General features: G+C 42.5%; 15 protein-coding genes. 8 read left to right on the top strand and 7 right to left on the bottom strand.

Features of this window, described 5'->3' with window-relative positions; genetic code table 11:
- Positions 1-83 precede the first annotated feature (83 nt).
- The 8 genes from gmk (at position 84) to recG (ending at position 8,863) form a co-directional block, all read left to right on the top strand.
- Entirely contained in the window at positions 84-707 is a 624-nt protein-coding gene (gene gmk / locus ACXAFE_RS02195; protein WP_475147932.1) for a guanylate kinase, read from the top strand.
- A gap of 77 nt (positions 708-784) precedes the next feature.
- Positions 785-1,063, top strand: a complete 279-nt coding sequence (gene rpoZ / locus ACXAFE_RS02190; protein WP_010561050.1) for a DNA-directed RNA polymerase subunit omega — start codon at positions 785-787, stop codon at positions 1,061-1,063.
- A 153-nt stretch (positions 1,064-1,216) separates the two neighbouring features.
- Positions 1,217-3,322: a bifunctional GTP diphosphokinase/guanosine-3',5'-bis pyrophosphate 3'-pyrophosphohydrolase gene (gene spoT / locus ACXAFE_RS02185; protein WP_475147927.1), complete on the top strand. Its 2,106-nt coding sequence runs from the start codon at positions 1,217-1,219 to the stop codon at positions 3,320-3,322.
- Positions 3,323-3,337: 15 nt separating this feature from the next.
- The gene (locus ACXAFE_RS02180; RefSeq protein ID WP_475147924.1) at positions 3,338-3,730 is read left to right on the top strand and encodes a RidA family protein; all 393 of its coding nucleotides are present in this window, start codon (positions 3,338-3,340) and stop codon (positions 3,728-3,730) included.
- 113 nt (positions 3,731-3,843) lie between these two features.
- Entirely contained in the window at positions 3,844-5,451 is a 1,608-nt protein-coding gene (locus ACXAFE_RS02175; RefSeq protein ID WP_475147920.1) for a DUF342 domain-containing protein, read from the top strand.
- A gap of 8 nt (positions 5,452-5,459) precedes the next feature.
- Positions 5,460-5,918: a transcriptional regulator AsnC gene (gene asnC / locus ACXAFE_RS02170; RefSeq protein WP_010561054.1), complete on the top strand. Its 459-nt coding sequence runs from the start codon at positions 5,460-5,462 to the stop codon at positions 5,916-5,918.
- A gap of 78 nt (positions 5,919-5,996) precedes the next feature.
- The gene (gene trmH, locus ACXAFE_RS02165) at positions 5,997-6,695 is read left to right on the top strand and encodes a tRNA (guanosine(18)-2'-O)-methyltransferase TrmH (RefSeq protein WP_475147916.1); all 699 of its coding nucleotides are present in this window, start codon (positions 5,997-5,999) and stop codon (positions 6,693-6,695) included.
- Positions 6,696-6,745: 50 nt separating this feature from the next.
- Positions 6,746-8,863 carry an ATP-dependent DNA helicase RecG gene (gene recG, locus ACXAFE_RS02160; RefSeq protein ID WP_475153583.1) on the top strand — a complete coding sequence of 706 codons (2,118 nt, stop codon included), beginning with the start codon at positions 6,746-6,748 and terminating at the stop codon, positions 8,861-8,863.
- A 20-nt stretch (positions 8,864-8,883) separates the two neighbouring features.
- On the opposite strand, the gene ACXAFE_RS02155 is transcribed toward recG, so the two are convergent.
- The 7 genes from ACXAFE_RS02155 to hfq all read right to left on the bottom strand — a co-directional run bounded on the left by ACXAFE_RS02155 (position 8,884) and on the right by hfq (position 15,218).
- On the bottom strand, positions 8,884-9,516 hold the full coding sequence (locus ACXAFE_RS02155) for a tetratricopeptide repeat protein (RefSeq protein WP_475147913.1): 633 nt from the start codon (positions 9,514-9,516) through the stop codon (positions 8,884-8,886).
- A 229-nt stretch (positions 9,517-9,745) separates the two neighbouring features.
- Positions 9,746-11,062: an adenylosuccinate synthase gene (locus tag ACXAFE_RS02150; RefSeq protein WP_010561058.1), complete on the bottom strand. Its 1,317-nt coding sequence runs from the start codon at positions 11,060-11,062 to the stop codon at positions 9,746-9,748.
- A gap of 200 nt (positions 11,063-11,262) precedes the next feature.
- Entirely contained in the window at positions 11,263-11,454 is a 192-nt protein-coding gene (locus tag ACXAFE_RS02145; protein WP_475147904.1) for a DUF2065 domain-containing protein, read from the bottom strand.
- Between the two features lie 64 nt (positions 11,455-11,518).
- Positions 11,519-12,394, bottom strand: coding sequence for a protease modulator HflC (hflC, locus tag ACXAFE_RS02140; protein ID WP_054979086.1), 876 nt, complete (start codon positions 12,392-12,394; stop codon positions 11,519-11,521).
- On the bottom strand, positions 12,391-13,560 hold the full coding sequence (gene hflK, locus ACXAFE_RS02135) for an FtsH protease activity modulator HflK (protein ID WP_475147900.1): 1,170 nt from the start codon (positions 13,558-13,560) through the stop codon (positions 12,391-12,393). The genes hflC and hflK overlap by 4 nt, the downstream gene beginning before the upstream one ends.
- A gap of 101 nt (positions 13,561-13,661) precedes the next feature.
- Positions 13,662-14,945 carry a ribosome rescue GTPase HflX gene (gene hflX / locus ACXAFE_RS02130; protein ID WP_100912634.1) on the bottom strand — a complete coding sequence of 428 codons (1,284 nt, stop codon included), beginning with the start codon at positions 14,943-14,945 and terminating at the stop codon, positions 13,662-13,664.
- 18 nt (positions 14,946-14,963) lie between these two features.
- Positions 14,964-15,218: an RNA chaperone Hfq gene (gene hfq / locus ACXAFE_RS02125; protein WP_010561063.1), complete on the bottom strand. Its 255-nt coding sequence runs from the start codon at positions 15,216-15,218 to the stop codon at positions 14,964-14,966.
- Between the last annotated feature and the right edge of the window lie 20 nt (positions 15,219-15,238).

The following is a 15,238-nucleotide window of genomic DNA, read 5'->3' as shown; positions in this document are numbered from 1 at the left end:
TTTTTATAATATCGCCATTGTGCTGACTGCCTACTGAATTAGCAAGTCGGTGGTTTAGCGAAACTTATGTTTTAGGAAAGTTTATGAGCCAAGCTCGTGGTAATTTGTTTATTTTGTCAGCACCTTCTGGTGCAGGTAAATCAAGCCTTATCAACGCACTATTAGAACGCCATAGCGATATGAAAGTATCGGTATCACACACCACACGCTCACCTCGTCCGGGTGAAGAAAACGGCGTGCACTACCATTTTGTAACGCAAGATGAATTTAAACAAGTCATTGCTGACGATGGCTTTTTTGAATGGGCACAAGTGTTTGATAACTACTATGGCACGTCAAAACAAAGTATTGAAACGCAATTAGCGAATGGTATTGATGTATTTTTAGATATTGATTGGCAAGGCGCGCGTCAAGTAAGAGAGCTTGTTTCAGATGTACGCACTATTTTTATTTTGCCACCATCAAAGCAAGAACTTGAAGCGCGTTTAAATAGCCGAGGTCAAGACAGCGCCGAAGTCATCGCGAGCCGTATGGCAAAAGCACAATCAGAAACCTCTCATTACAATGAATACGATTATCTCATTGTGAATGATGATTTTGATACCGCACTTTACCAGCTGGAATCCATTGTCTTTGCCTCGCGCTTGGCACAAACCAATCAAGCGCATAAACACCAGCAACTGCTGAACGACTTATTAGCGGATTAAATTAATCCAAGTATTGGCTATTTTCTTCGCATCAAGTAAACTACGCTTTTGCGAATAATAAATTTTTGGAGTGCCTGATGGCTCGAGTAACTGTTGAAGATGCAGTAGATAAGATTGGTAACCGTTTTGACCTTATTTTAGTTGCGGCTCGCCGTGCGCGCCAAATCGCAACTGGTGGCAAAGATCCTATGGTTGATGCTGAAAACGACAAGCCAACTGTAATCGCACTACGTGAAATTGAAAAAGGTTTCATCACCAATGATTCTTTAGATTCACTAGAGCGTGAAGATCAGCAAAACCAAGAAGCGGCTGAGCTAGCTGCGGTTGCTGCTATTGTTGGTGGTGGTCACCAATAAGCAATAATTATTGCTCCCTACTCACGCTTTCCTTGGCGGAGTAGCTTTTCCAGCGACTGTTCGACTTTTTAATAAGAAACAGTCGTTGGCAATCCCTTCCAATTCATCGTATATTGTTATCAATTCCCCTCTATAGCTAGTATTGGAGCATCAATGTATCTTTTTGAAGGTCTTAAAAAGAACATCTCAGAATATTTAACGCCAGAGCAAGTTGAACTTGTGCAAAAGGCCTATGTGGTTGCGCGTGACGCACACGAAGGTCAAACACGTTCAAGTGGTGAACCCTACATCACCCACCCTGTAGAGGTGACACAAATACTTGCCAATATGCGCTTAGATCACGAAACCTTAATGGCTGCATTAATGCATGACGTGATTGAAGATACCGATTTCAGCCAACAAGACCTTGCTGAAATTTTTGGCGATACCGTAGCCGAACTGGTTGAGGGTGTATCAAAGCTCGATAAACTTAGCTTTAAAGACCAAAAAGAATTCCAAGCAGAAAACTATCGCAAAATGATTATGGCAATGACGCAAGATATTCGCGTTATTCTTATCAAACTTGCAGACCGCACGCACAATATGCGAACACTTGGCGCACTGCGTCCTGAAAAACGTCGCCGCATTGCCCGTGAAACACTCGAGATTTTTGCCCCAATAGCCAACCGCCTTGGTATTCATGACATTAAAAATGAGTTGGAAGATTTAGGTTTTCAAGCACTTTACCCTATGCGTCACCGCGCGCTAAAAAATGAAGTCACTAAAGCACGTGGCAACCGTAAAGAGATTATTCATAATATTCAAAATGAAATTATCTCGCGCATTGAAGAATCTGGCATTGAAGTTGACGTATCTGGCCGCGAAAAACACCTGTACAGCATCTACCGTAAAATGCTTAATAAAGAGTTAATGTTCAATGAAGTAATGGACATTTACGCGTTTCGCATCGTTGTTGACTCAATGGACACCTGCTACCGGGTCCTCGGTGTAGTACACAATTTATTCAAGCCGATAGAAACACGTTTTAAAGATTACATTGCGGTACCTAAAACCAATGGCTACCAGTCTTTGCATACCTCGCTTGTAGGTCCACACGGCATTCCCGTTGAAATTCAAATTCGCACGAACGAAATGGACCAAATGGCTGATAAAGGGGTTGCTGCCCATTGGCTTTACAAAAAAGCAGGCGATAGTGCTGGTAATACAGCGCAGCAACGTGCTCGCCAGTGGATGCAAAGCTTGCTTGAACTGCAACAAAGCGCAGGTTCATCATTCGAATTTGTTGAAAACGTTAAAACCGAACTCTTCCCTGAAGAGATTTATGTATTCACGCCAGATGGTCGCATTATTGAATTACCAATGGGCGCCACAGCGGTCGATTTTGCCTACGCAGTACATACAGATGTTGGTAACACCTGTGTTGGCGTGCGGGTTAACAGAAAGCCTTATCCACTAAGCGCAGCGCTTGATACCGGCCAAACGGTTGAGGTTATTACTAGCTCAGGTGCTCACCCTAACGCGACTTGGCTTAATTTTATTGTTACCGCAAAAGCGCGTATGGGCGTGCAAAAATACCTTAAGAAGCAAGAGCACGAAGAAGCACTGCAATTAGGCCGTCGCCTTTTAGATTCAGCACTTGGCGAGCACCATTTAAGCGATGTAAGTGAAGAAGCGCTGGCACGCACAGTGGAAGAACATAATGTTGATTCACTAGATAAATTATTAATAGAAATTGGTTCAGGTAACATTTTAAGCCTACTGGTCGCAAAGCGTTTGCTACAAGAACAAGGCGAAGATGTCGGCGAACTAAACCACAACAAAAAAGCGGCCATTATAGGTACTGAAGGGATGTTAATTAACTACTCTAAGTGCTGCCGCCCAGTTCCTGGTGATGAGATTGTTGCGCATATTAGTCAAGGTAAAGGCCTTACGGTTCATCGCCAAGAATGTAAGAACATTCGCGGTTGGCAGCAAGAACGCTCTAAATATTTTGTTGTGAAATGGGAAGACAACCCAGAAAAAGAATATATTGCAGCACTACGTGTTGAAATTATAAACCACCAAGGCGCACTCGCTAAATTAACGAATTTAGTATCAACGACCGCGGCAAACATTGTTGAAATCAGTACCGAAGAAAAAGAGAGTAACTTATACCTAATCGATCTAGGTATCACAGTGAAAGACCGCATCCATGTCGCTAACATAATGCGCCGAATTCGAGTAATGCCAGATGTACAAAAAGTATATCGCCGAAAATAATTAAGAAGATAAATTATGACAAAATCAATTATTAGCACTGATACAGCACCCGCAGCAATTGGCACATATAGCCAAGCAGTAAAAGTAGGTACTACGGTTTACCTTTCAGGCCAAATTCCACTTGTTCCTGAAACAATGGAAATGGTATCAGACGATTTCACTGAGCAAACACACCAAGTATTTAAAAACCTCGTGTCTGTATGTCAGGCTGCTGGCGGCGAAATTCAAAACATGGTTAAAGTGAATATTTTCTTAACTGACTTATCTAACTTCGCAACCGTAAATGAAGTGATGAGCCAGTATTTTAACGAGCCATATCCAGCGCGTGCTGCGATTGGTGTTGCGCAGCTGCCAAAAGGTTCACAAATCGAAATTGATGGTATTTTAGAGTTACCATCAACTAATTAATTTAATTCATTAATAAAATAATGAAAAAATTAAATATAAAGGGCTGTTATGCCCTTTTTTTTATGCTAAAAAAACATGTATAGTTTGTTAATCATAATGGCCTAGGAGCTTAAGTGTTTACTCTTAATAACGAAAATCAAGTTGTACTGACAGTTTCTGAGCAAACGCCCATGCCGCCGAGTGCTGACTTTGTCTTTCAAGCACTCGCTAACTCTGAATTCGCCGATTGTTATGTTTTAACAAAAGAAGTGAAAGAGGCTTTTCGCGATCCTGATTTTGACGAATTGATTGTTGCGGAAAAGCACGATGCAACACTTACAGTATCGGTCAGTGAAGACAAAATGGCTGCAACCGCTGTGTTAACCACTGCCTATGGCGGTGAATTGATGAGCATGGAGCAGGCTGTTGAAATCATTAAACAAACCAATATCACCCGTGGTTACAAGCAAGTATGGTTAGAGTCGTTACTAGGTAAGCAATTTGAGGCAATGCCAGGCAAAGAGCTTTCGGGCGTAATTGCCAAAGGGCAAATTCCTGTTGCCGGTAAAAACGGTTCGCTTGAAAAGAATGTACAAACCCTTGCCGACCGCGTTCGTCAACCGAAGCGCCGCGAAGATGGTTCGGTTGATATGCGCGACTTTGGCGCACTCGCCAGTGTAAAACCTGGTGATACCCTAATGACGCACCACTTTGCTACATTAGGCAAAGACGGATTTAACGTACTTGGTGAAACACTAAAAGCCAAACCCGGCGATGAAGTAAAATTAATTGCGGGTGACGGCACTGAACTTAGTGGCACCGACGATAAGTACCTGGTTGCTACTATTGCCGGCGTTCCTGTTGATGACAAATACGGTATGCGTGTTGACGATGTATTTACCATTCCTAATGTCGATGTAAAATCAGGCCATATTGATTTTGACGGTTCAGTGATCATTACTGAGAATATTGAACCGGGTATGAAAGTAACCGCAAAAGGCGATATTACCGTATTTGGCAGCGTTGAATCTGCGGAGCTAAACGCCACAGGCAGCATAGAAATTAAAGAAGGCTGTTTAGGCCACCACAAAGAGAACGATGAGCTTTCGAATAAAATTAGCTGTGAAGGCAACTTAACCATCAGCTACGCACAATATACATACTTATCTGGCAATCAGGTTAAAATTAAAAGCCAGGCAAGCCACTGCCACATTAAAGCGAAAAATGAGCTAATGATCGGCAACCCTGAAAAAGGGGATGGCAAACTCATTGGCGGTAAAGTGCTTGATGCTAAAACCATGATCTGTGGTGAAGTGGGCACCGATAAAGGTGCGCATACAGAAATTCACTTAGGTCATGCAGCTGTATTACTGAAAAACCGCACCGATGAGATTTTTGAACAAGTGCGCTTATGTAATCAGCAGCTAGAAGCGCTCGAGTCTGAGTTTGATAAAGCACTGTCGATCGAAGATGCCGATAAACAACAAAACCTGTTAATTGAAATCTCTGATAAGCAAAACCTTAACGAACAGTTAATTGAGTTACTGCCAAATAAAGCCGCCAAGCTAGAACGTGCCATTCATATGCTCCGTGATTACTGCTATCTCGAAGTACAAAAAGCACTACACTCAAACGTAGAGCTGCGTATTTTTAACAAAGTACTCAAAACGGCGCGCACTTACCCACCCCTTACGGCACGTATCGATAAAAACAAAATCGAATTAGAGTTTAAAACAACCTAGCCAAAATTATGACCCAATACAAAATGGATAATCTCGACAAATCGATTCTGCACGCGTTGATGGACAACGCGCGCGTGCCTTATGCTGAGCTAGCAAAAAAGTTTGAAGTCAGTGCCGGCACAATTCACGTACGTGTTGAGAAAATGAAACAAGCCAATATTATTACGGGCACAAAAGTTTCTATTAACGAAAAAAATCTAGGTTACGACGTATGTTGTTTTATTGGTATTAACTTAAAAAATGCTAAAGATTACCCTGACACCATCAAACGCTTAGAAGCGTTAGAAGAAGTGGTAGAAGCCTATTACACCACAGGTAATTACAGTATTTTTATTAAGGTTGTGACACGTTCAATTGATCACCTGCAAGACGTGCTAATCAATAAAATACAAGCTATTGACGTAATCCAATCAACCGAGACCTTAATCTCCCTACAAAACCCAATAAACCGAGATGTAACGCCATAACATTTCACTGCGGTGCAGAATAATTGCGAGAGACACATCAGCTAGGTATAATCGCCGCGAATTTTCCGGAGAATAACCATGGCCGATAACCGCTACAAACGCGTAAAATCTGTACTCGATAAACGTCAACTTGATTTAACTGTGTGCTTAGACGAAGTGCACAAACATCATAACTTATCAGCAATTGTTAGAACCGCTGACGCCGTTGGTTGTCACCATGTTCATGCAGTTTGGCCAAGAGAACAGCGTCGTTTAACTAATAATACATCGGGTGGTAGTAAAAACTGGGTGGAAACCCATATGCACGATGATATTGATGATGCGGTAAAAGCACTTCGTGAACAAATTCCAGGCGTGCAAATTTTGGCAACAAACCTATCAGATAGCGCCGTTGATTTTCGTGAAATTGATTACACTAAGCCAACTGCCGTTATTGTTGGCCAAGAACGCGATGGTATTTCCGACAAAGCACTCGCTCATGCGGACCAGCATATTATCATTCCAATGGAAGGCATGGTGCAGTCATTGAATGTATCCGTTGCTGCAGCGTTAATTCTTTACGAAGCCCAGCGCCAGCGCGAAAATGCAGACATGTATCAGCCTAATGACCACTTAGATAAAAACACCAAGCACACCCTGCTATTTGAAGGCTGTCACCCTATTATCGCGCAACAGTGCCGCTTAAAAGGCCTGCCATACCCTGAACTTGATGACGAGGGTGAAATTGTGGCTGATGAAGCATTTTGGAATACCCTACGTTTCGTTAAAAAAGCCTAAGCTAAACACTGGTTATTTTTACAGTTATCTATTGCAACTTTAAACTTAACCTGTTAAAAACCAAGGACGGTAAAAACGAAAGGACAGCTATGGCAATTGATCTTGCCTCATACCCCATCACTGAACTGAAAGGTGCTGGGCCTAAAATTGCAGAGCGTTTAGCAAAGCTGCATATTTTTACCGTACAAGACTTACTCTTTCATTTACCGCTGCGCTATGAAGATCGCACTCGCATTTATCCTATTTGCGAGCTGCAAGCGCACTATCATGTCAGCATTGAAGCGACTATTGAAAATACCAATATCAGCTTTGGTAAACGCCGCATGCTTAATTGCCAAGTTAACGATGGCACTGGCAGACTAACCTTACGCTTTTTCACTTTTACCGCTGCACAAAAAAATAATTTAACTGCGGGTAGTAGAATACGCTGTTTTGGTGAAATTCGCCGCGGTAGGAACGGCTACGAAATGGCTCATCCCGAGTATAAAATCATCGATGAGAATGTCACAAGCCAAGTTGAAGAATCACTTACGCCCGTTTACCCAACAACGGAAGGCTTAAAGCAGCTTTCGTTACGCAAACTGAGCAGCCAGGCCGTAGCCTTACTAGAGCGCTATGATATTCAAGAACTCTTGCCAGCTCAGTACCAACCACAAGGGTACAGCTTAAAAAAAGCCTTGCTAACGCTTCACAAACCGAGTCCTGAAGAAAGTACACTACTGCTTGAGCAAGGGCTTCACCCTGCTCAGCAACGACTCGCATTTGAAGAAATACTGGCGCAAAATTTAAGCCTCTTAAAACTGCGTGCCAAAGGACAAGTGCATCAGGCGGTAACCTTGCCACCAACCAATTCTCTTGAGCCACAACTACTTGCCCAGCTACCTTTCAAACCAACTAATGCGCAACAGCGTGTAGTGGCAGAAATTAAACACGATCTGACTCAGCCCTACCCTATGATGCGATTAGTGCAAGGCGATGTTGGTTCGGGAAAAACGTTGGTAGCGGCAATGTCAGCACTTACGGCAATTAGCCAAGGTTATCAAGTTGCCTTAATGGCACCTACCGAGATTTTAGCCGAGCAGCACGCTAACGCTTTTCGAGCTTGGTTTGAGCCATTAGGCGTTAAAATTGCGTGGTTAGCGGGTAAAACTAAAGGTAAAGAACGCACTGTAGTACTTGAGCAAATAGCCTCCGGCGAAGCACAAATGATTGTCGGCACCCATGCGTTATTCCAAGAACAAGTGAGCTTTAATAATCTCGCACTGATTATTATTGATGAACAACACCGCTTTGGCGTACACCAACGTTTAGAATTACGTGAAAAAGGCCGTAATGGCAATTGCTATCCACACCAGTTAGTTATGACCGCAACCCCTATTCCACGCACCTTAGCAATGACCGCCTATGCCGATTTAGAAACATCGATTATTGACGAATTACCACCTGGCAGAACACCTATTACAACGGTGGCTATTCCTGATACCCGCCGCCAAGACATTATTAACCGTGTACAGCAGTCGGTACTGCAAGACAAGCGTCAGGTTTATTGGGTTTGTACGCTAATAGAAGAATCAGAAGCATTGCAATGCCAAGCTGCGGAGGATAGCGCAAAAGAATTAGCTAAAGCACTACCTGATGTTGCTATCGAATTGGTACACGGCCGCATGAAACCAAGTGAAAAGCAGTTCATCATGTCGGAGTTTAAAGCGGGCAAAATAGACGTACTGGTTGCTACAACCGTAATAGAAGTCGGGGTAGATGTACCTAACGCTAGCTTAATTATTATTGAAAACCCAGAACGTTTAGGGCTTGCCCAATTACACCAGTTACGCGGTCGTGTTGGCCGTGGCTCAGTCGCATCGCACTGCGTACTACTATATCACCCTCCACTATCTAACACAGGTCAAAAACGCTTAGGAGTGCTGCGCGATAGCAATGACGGATTTGTCATTGCAGAGCGAGATTTGGAGATCCGTGGGCCCGGCGAAGTGCTTGGTACAAAGCAGACGGGACTTGCGGAATTTAGAATTGCTGACCTTGTGCGAGACAAAGCACTAGTAGAACAAGTTAGGCCCGTCGCTAAACGCTTTTTAACTGAACATAGCGATCTTGCGGAACATATTATTGCCCGTTGGCTGCCCGATAAAGAGCAGTTCGCACAGGCATAATCATTAAGCTAAATGACATTCTATTTTTTAGCACGGGCTAACGCACTCGGTGGCATTTTTTCAGCAAGTAATGCGAGCTTTTTCGCGACTTCTTGATGGCGCTTTTTGTCGTAAATTAAAGCGCCATTGAGCCAGCGGTATGCATCTTCAAAATCGCGAGGGCTACCAAGCCCCGCGTTAAACAAATCAACAAGCCTAATTTGTGCATTTAGATTACCAAGCGATGCGGCCTCGCGTAGATAAATAATGGCTTTATTGATATCGCGCTGCACTAATTGGCCAACATGGTAATAGCGACCAAGTTGCTCTAGTGCCGCCGCTAAGCCTTGATCTGCCGCTTCACGCATGTAATACACGCCAAGGTCAACATCACGTTCTACACATACTGCGTATGCCAACATATCGCCATATAAAAACTGATATGCAGGGACTTTCATTTTACTTGCACGCGCTTCGATATCTTGCACAAGTTGGCAATCGTCGAGCTTTACTCGTGTTAAATGTTCATTTTTATTTATGAGTTTAATGAGTTCATCTTGGCTGTAGATTTGCACTGCTTGCAGCTCAGGGTTTTCGGCAAGCACATTTGCAGAGCTAAAAATTAACCCTGTTGCAGCAAAGGTTTGACACAGTGTTCGCATAAATAAACGCATAATAATTCTCAGATATTCGAAGCCAATTAAGTCAATTCACTTAACTCGTTAATCATTCAGTGAGCTAACTACCGCACTACACTTATAGCTAGCGCGATAAACGTGTTCAACTATTTAACACAACTAGAGCTCATACCAATTTAAAATAATTGATACAAAATATATACCAACCTTTGAATTTTAGGCATAAAAAAAGCTGCAAACTGCAGCTTTTTTCTAGAAACTAAATTTACTCACCGAATGGGTTACGTACAATCATTGTTTCTACACGATCTGGGCCAGTCGAGATGATATCGATTGGTACACCAGTGATTTCTTCTAAACGCTTGATGTAGTTACGTGCAGCTTGTGGTAAGCCTTCGTAAGTTGTTACACCGAACGTATTTTCGCTCCAACCTGGCATCTCTTCGTATACTGGTGTTACTTTCTCGTAACCTTCAGCAGCAAGTGGTGTTACGTTTGTAACTGTACCATCTTCAAGCTGGTAACCAGTACAGATTTTGATTGTTTCTAAACCGTCTAATACATCTAGTTTAGTTAAACAGAAGCCTGTAATAGAGTTAATTTGTACCGCACGACGCATTGCAACAGCATCGAACCAACCTGTACGACGTAAACGACCAGTTGTTGCGCCAAACTCGTGACCTTTGTCACCTAAGTGTTTACCAACAGGGTCTTGCTTATCTAGACCGTCATAAAGTTCAGTTGGGAAAGGACCTGAACCAACACGTGTTGTGTATGCTTTCACGATACCTAATACGTAATCTAGGTTTAATGGACCAAAACCAGCACCCGTAGCAACACCGCCAGCCGTTGTATTTGAAGACGTAACGTATGGGTATGTACCGTGGTCGATATCAAGCAGCGTACCTTGCGCACCTTCAAATAAGATGTGCTCGCCATTAGTACGTGCTTGGTCAAGTAACTCAGTAACGTCAACAACCATAGACTTAAGAATGTCAGCAACAGCCATTGCTGCGTCTAATGTTTCTTGGTAATCAACTGGATCCACTTTGTAGTAATTAACTAGTGTAAAGTTATGATACTCAAGTACTTCTTTTAGTTTTTCAGCGAATAACTCTGGGTTAAATAAATCGCCAACACGTAAGCCACGACGCGCCACTTTATCTTCGTAAGCTGGACCAATACCACGACCTGTAGTACCGATAGCTTTAGCGCCACGTGCTTCTTCACGAGCCATGTCTAATGCTACGTGATACGGTAGGATTAGTGGACATGCTTCAGAAATTAATAAACGCTCTCTAACCGGAACGCCACGCTCTTCAAGCATGCCGATTTCGCGCATAAGTGCATCTGGTGCTAATACTACACCGTTACCGATTACACATTTAACATTGTCACGTAGAACACCTGATGGGATAAGGTGAAGAACTGTTTTCTCACCGTTAATAACGAGTGTGTGACCTGCGTTGTGACCACCTTGATAACGTACAACTAAAGACGCTTTATCTGTTAGTAGGTCAACAACCTTACCTTTACCTTCGTCACCCCATTGGGTGCCTAATACAACGACGTTTTTACCCATTGTAACTTCACTTAAAGAAAATTAGGCGCAGATTCTATCAAAAAATGGGGGCAAAGATCACCCCGTTTAGCAGCTTTTTTCATCATTTTATCTAAATAACTTCAATTAAATTGGTATATACAAGCTCATTAAGCACTGTTGTTTTTAGATAATTTACTAATAAATTTAATTTTTATTTTATCTCTTGGTTGTTTTTTATTTTATGGTTTTAACCACATAAAAAGCAGCCAACCAATCAAGATTAAAGCAACGCCTATCATCCGCAATTGCGGATCAGCTAATTGCGCTATTTCGCGTAAATACTCGCGCCATTTCGCTGGAAATAAAGCAGGCCCAAGCCCTTCAAAAATTAACAACACAGCAAACGCCAATAACAATACATCAAAGCTCATTATTTTCTCCATAAAAAAGCCCTGCAAGTGCAGGGCTTTCAATATTATATTGCAACTGGGTAATTTACTTACCGGTTTGCTTCATATACTTAAAGAAGTCACTATCAGGGCTCAGCACCATAACGTCTTCTTTATTTTTAAAGGTTGCTTTGTAAGCATCTAAGCTGCGTAAAAAGCTATAGAATTCAGCGTCTTTGTTGTACGCATCAGCATAAATTTTTGCTGCTAACGCATCACCTTCACCACGTACACTTCGTGCATTACGCTCTGCATCAGCAAGCATAACCGTTACACGACGGTCTACGTCAGCGCGAATTTCCTCGGCCTTCTCCATACCTTCAGAACGGTGTTCTTTCGCTACAGCAGAACGCTCAGCGCGCATACGTTGGAAAATTGAGTTACTTACTTCTGTCGGTAAATTAATTTTCTTCACTCGTACGTCAAGTACTTCAATACCTAACTCAGCAGCACTTTCAGAAGCTTGCGATAATGCCTCTTCCATTAGTGCACTACGCTCACCTGACACAATCTCGCGAATTGTGCGCGAACCAAAGTTAGTTCTTAAACCATTGTTCACCTTTTGCTTAAGTAGTGTTTCAGCATATTGCTTATCACCACGTGCACGCAGGTAAAACTTACTGAAGTCTTTAACACGCCATTTAACATACGAATCAACAATTAAGTCTTTCTTTTCGCTTGTTACAAAGCGATCTGGTGAACCGTCCAGTGTTTGAATACGCGAATCTAGCTTACGTACTTGAGAGATAAACGGCATTTTAAATTGCAGACCTGGCTCATACACAACCGGGTTACCTTCGCTATCTTTCTTGACTTTACTAAACTCTAATACAATTGCCTTTTGACCTTCTGGCACCACAAACAGGCCAGAAAAACTAAGCATCGCTAGAATAACAACAATAACTAAACCAAAGTTTTTCATTGATTGTATCTCCCAGAGTTGTAACGGTCGCTAGAGTAGCGGTCATTCGCTGAATTTAGCTGACTGTTTTTCGTTGTACCTAGTTGCTGTCTTAAGTTATCAACATCATTGCGTTGACGAGCAGGCATTGCGTTTTCTTTCGATTGCTGAATAATTTTATCGAGCGGTAAATACATCATATTATTACCACCTTCTACATCAACAATTACCTTTGACGTATTACCTAATACTTCTTCCATCGCATCGATATAAAGACGCTGACGCGTTACTTCTTTAGCAGCTTGGTATTCTGGTAATAGGCGTTCAAAACGTGCGATTTCACCCTGCGCTTCAAGCGTTACACGCTCTTTATACGCTTCTGCTTCTTGCGTCATACGTGTTACACGACCACGCGCAGTTGGTTCAATCTCACGTTGATATGCTTCAGCTTCACGAATAAAACGCTCTTCATCTTCTTGTGCTGCAATTGCATCATCAAACGCATCTTTTACTTCTGCCGGTGGACGCGCATCTTTAAAGTTAACGTCTGTCAGTACGATACCTAAATTATATGGCGTGATAATTTTCTCAAGTTCCTGCCAAGTGTCTTGACGCACCTGCTCACGACCTTTCGTTAATACATCATCCATTTTTGCGTGACCAACAACATAACGCAGTGCACTATCAAGCGCTTGCTGTAAGCTGTGATCTGCATCCGTTACGCTGAAGCGGTATAAATATGCATCGGTAACACGGTACTGAACCACAAACTCAACACTTACCACGTTTTCATCTTCGGTAAGCATAAAGCCTGACGCAGAAAGTGAACGCACTGCTTCAATATCAACAGGGATGACACGATCAACAAACGTCATTTTCCAACGCAAACCAGGTAAGGCTATGTCGTGAAACTGACCGAAGCGTAATACAACACCACGCTCTGCTTCTTTCACCGTGTAAAAACCACTAATAGCCCAAACGGTAATAGCGATAATTAAAACAAATACCAGTGCAGGGCCACTTAAACCGCCGTTGCTTGATCCTTTTTTGCCGCCAAATAAGCCACCAAAGCGGTCGCCGTATTTACGAAATACTTCATCTAAATCAGGTGGACCCTGATCTCGACCGCCCTTGTTATTCCATGGGTCTTTGTCGTTGCCATTGTTACCCGGCTCGTTCCAGGCCATAGCGTCACTCCAATATTAATAATTAAAATTAAACTTTGGTAAATTTACCAAAACCTTAGGGGATTTTCTAATTTTTACGGTAAACAAATATTTTTGAAAAGTTAAACCACTAATTCTTGTATTTGCTCACCGAACTCTTTTTTCAAGCGCTGCCAGTCTGACATAGGTAACCTGACATCTAATAGCCAATTACCCAACTCATCAAAGTTTTCAGCTTGCACCGCATTTAATCGATAAAGCGCACCTTGTAAGCGACCTAATTGCGGCGGAATGCGCATATTTTCATGGAACATTTGTTCCGCCAAGCATTCGCCAATCGCTTCAAGCAATAGTTCACAACCTACCCCAGTTTGTGCCGATAACCAAACGCGAATAGGTCGACCTTCATCGTTGCGATCAATACGTGGAGACACCTCTTCCACTAAATCGATTTTGTTGTAAACCAATAGCTGCGGTACTTCATCAGCATCGATTTCTCTCAGTACATCTTGTACTTGTTCGATATTTTCTTGACGCCTTGCATCTGCGACATCAATTACGTGAAGTTGTAAATCAGCTTCACGGGTCTCAGCTAACGTTGATTTAAACGCAGCGACTAAGTCATGGGGTAAATGCCTAATAAAACCAACAGTATCAGCAAGAATTGTTGGCCCCAAATCTGGCACCTCAATTTTTCTAAGCGTTGGATCAAGCGTTGCAAACAACTGATCCGCCGCATATACATCGCTATCGGTGATGCGATTAAACAAGGTTGATTTACCCGCATTGGTATAGCCAACTAATGATACGGTTGGAATTTCATTTCGGTTTCGTGCGCGGCGTCCTTGTTCACGTTGCTTAGCTACTTTTTCTAAGCGTTTTAAAATATTTTTAATTTTACCACGAATTAAACGACGGTCGGTTTCAAGCTGGGTTTCACCCGGACCTCGTAAACCTATGCCCCCTTTTTGCCTCTCAAGGTGCGTCCAACCTCGAATCAATCGGGTAGAAATATGGCGTAATTGCGCAAGTTCTACTTGTAGCTTACCTTCATGAGTACGCGCTCTTTGCGCAAAGATATCAAGAATCAAACTAGTTCTATCAAGCACGCGACATTTACATATCGCCTCTAAGTTGCGTTCTTGTGAGGGGGATAATTCGTGATTAAAGATGATTACATCTGCATCATGGATTTTGACAATCTCAGCAATTTCCTCAGCCTTACCGCTTCCGACGAAGTATTTGGCATGCGGTGATTGACGACTGCCTTGCACAATCGTCAATGCATTTACACCAGCTGAAGAAACGAGCATTTCCAATTCTTGCAAATCTTCACGATCGCCTTCATTTGGAAATTCGATATGAACTAAGACTGCCTGTTCACCGGCTTCATAACGGTCAAACAAGCATTAAACTCCTATTAATTAGTAGTTACCGCTCTCGTCTTCTGCACCGCCCTGAGTTGCTTGGAAATTAACAGCTCGCGCAGGTACAACAGTTGAAATAGCGTGTTTGTAAACCATTTGGTTTACAGTGTTTTCTAGTAAAATTACAAATTGGTCAAATGACTGAATTTTGCCTTGTAGCTTGATGCCGTTAACTAAATAAATTGCTACAGGAATACGTTCACGGCGTAACGCGTTCAAAAATGGGTCTTGTAATGATTGGCCTTTTGCCATTGTTATTTTCCTTAGTTCTA

This window comes from Pseudoalteromonas sp. ABV4_021, assembly GCF_056159365.1.
The sequence above is the reverse complement of the archived record's forward strand: the minus strand, read 5'-3'. Positions and strand labels throughout refer to the sequence as shown.

Coding starts and splice junctions, on each gene's coding strand:
- ACXAFE_RS02150 (WP_010561058.1), bottom strand. CDS start 11,062: ATGGGTAAAAACGTCGTTGTATTAGGCACCCAATGGGGTGACGAAGGT.
- spoT (WP_475147927.1), top strand. CDS start 1,217: ATGTATCTTTTTGAAGGTCTTAAAAAGAACATCTCAGAATATTTAACG.
- ACXAFE_RS02180 (WP_475147924.1), top strand. CDS start 3,338: ATGACAAAATCAATTATTAGCACTGATACAGCACCCGCAGCAATTGGC.
- hflK (WP_475147900.1), bottom strand. CDS start 13,560: ATGGCCTGGAACGAGCCGGGTAACAATGGCAACGACAAAGACCCATGG.
- hfq (WP_010561063.1), bottom strand. CDS start 15,218: ATGGCAAAAGGCCAATCATTACAAGACCCATTTTTGAACGCGTTACGC.
- ACXAFE_RS02155 (WP_475147913.1), bottom strand. CDS start 9,516: ATGCGTTTATTTATGCGAACACTGTGTCAAACCTTTGCTGCAACAGGG.
- asnC (WP_010561054.1), top strand. CDS start 5,460: ATGACCCAATACAAAATGGATAATCTCGACAAATCGATTCTGCACGCG.
- ACXAFE_RS02145 (WP_475147904.1), bottom strand. CDS start 11,454: ATGAGCTTTGATGTATTGTTATTGGCGTTTGCTGTGTTGTTAATTTTT.
- gmk (WP_475147932.1), top strand. CDS start 84: ATGAGCCAAGCTCGTGGTAATTTGTTTATTTTGTCAGCACCTTCTGGT.
- hflC (WP_054979086.1), bottom strand. CDS start 12,394: ATGAAAAACTTTGGTTTAGTTATTGTTGTTATTCTAGCGATGCTTAGT.
- trmH (WP_475147916.1), top strand. CDS start 5,997: ATGGCCGATAACCGCTACAAACGCGTAAAATCTGTACTCGATAAACGT.
- rpoZ (WP_010561050.1), top strand. CDS start 785: ATGGCTCGAGTAACTGTTGAAGATGCAGTAGATAAGATTGGTAACCGT.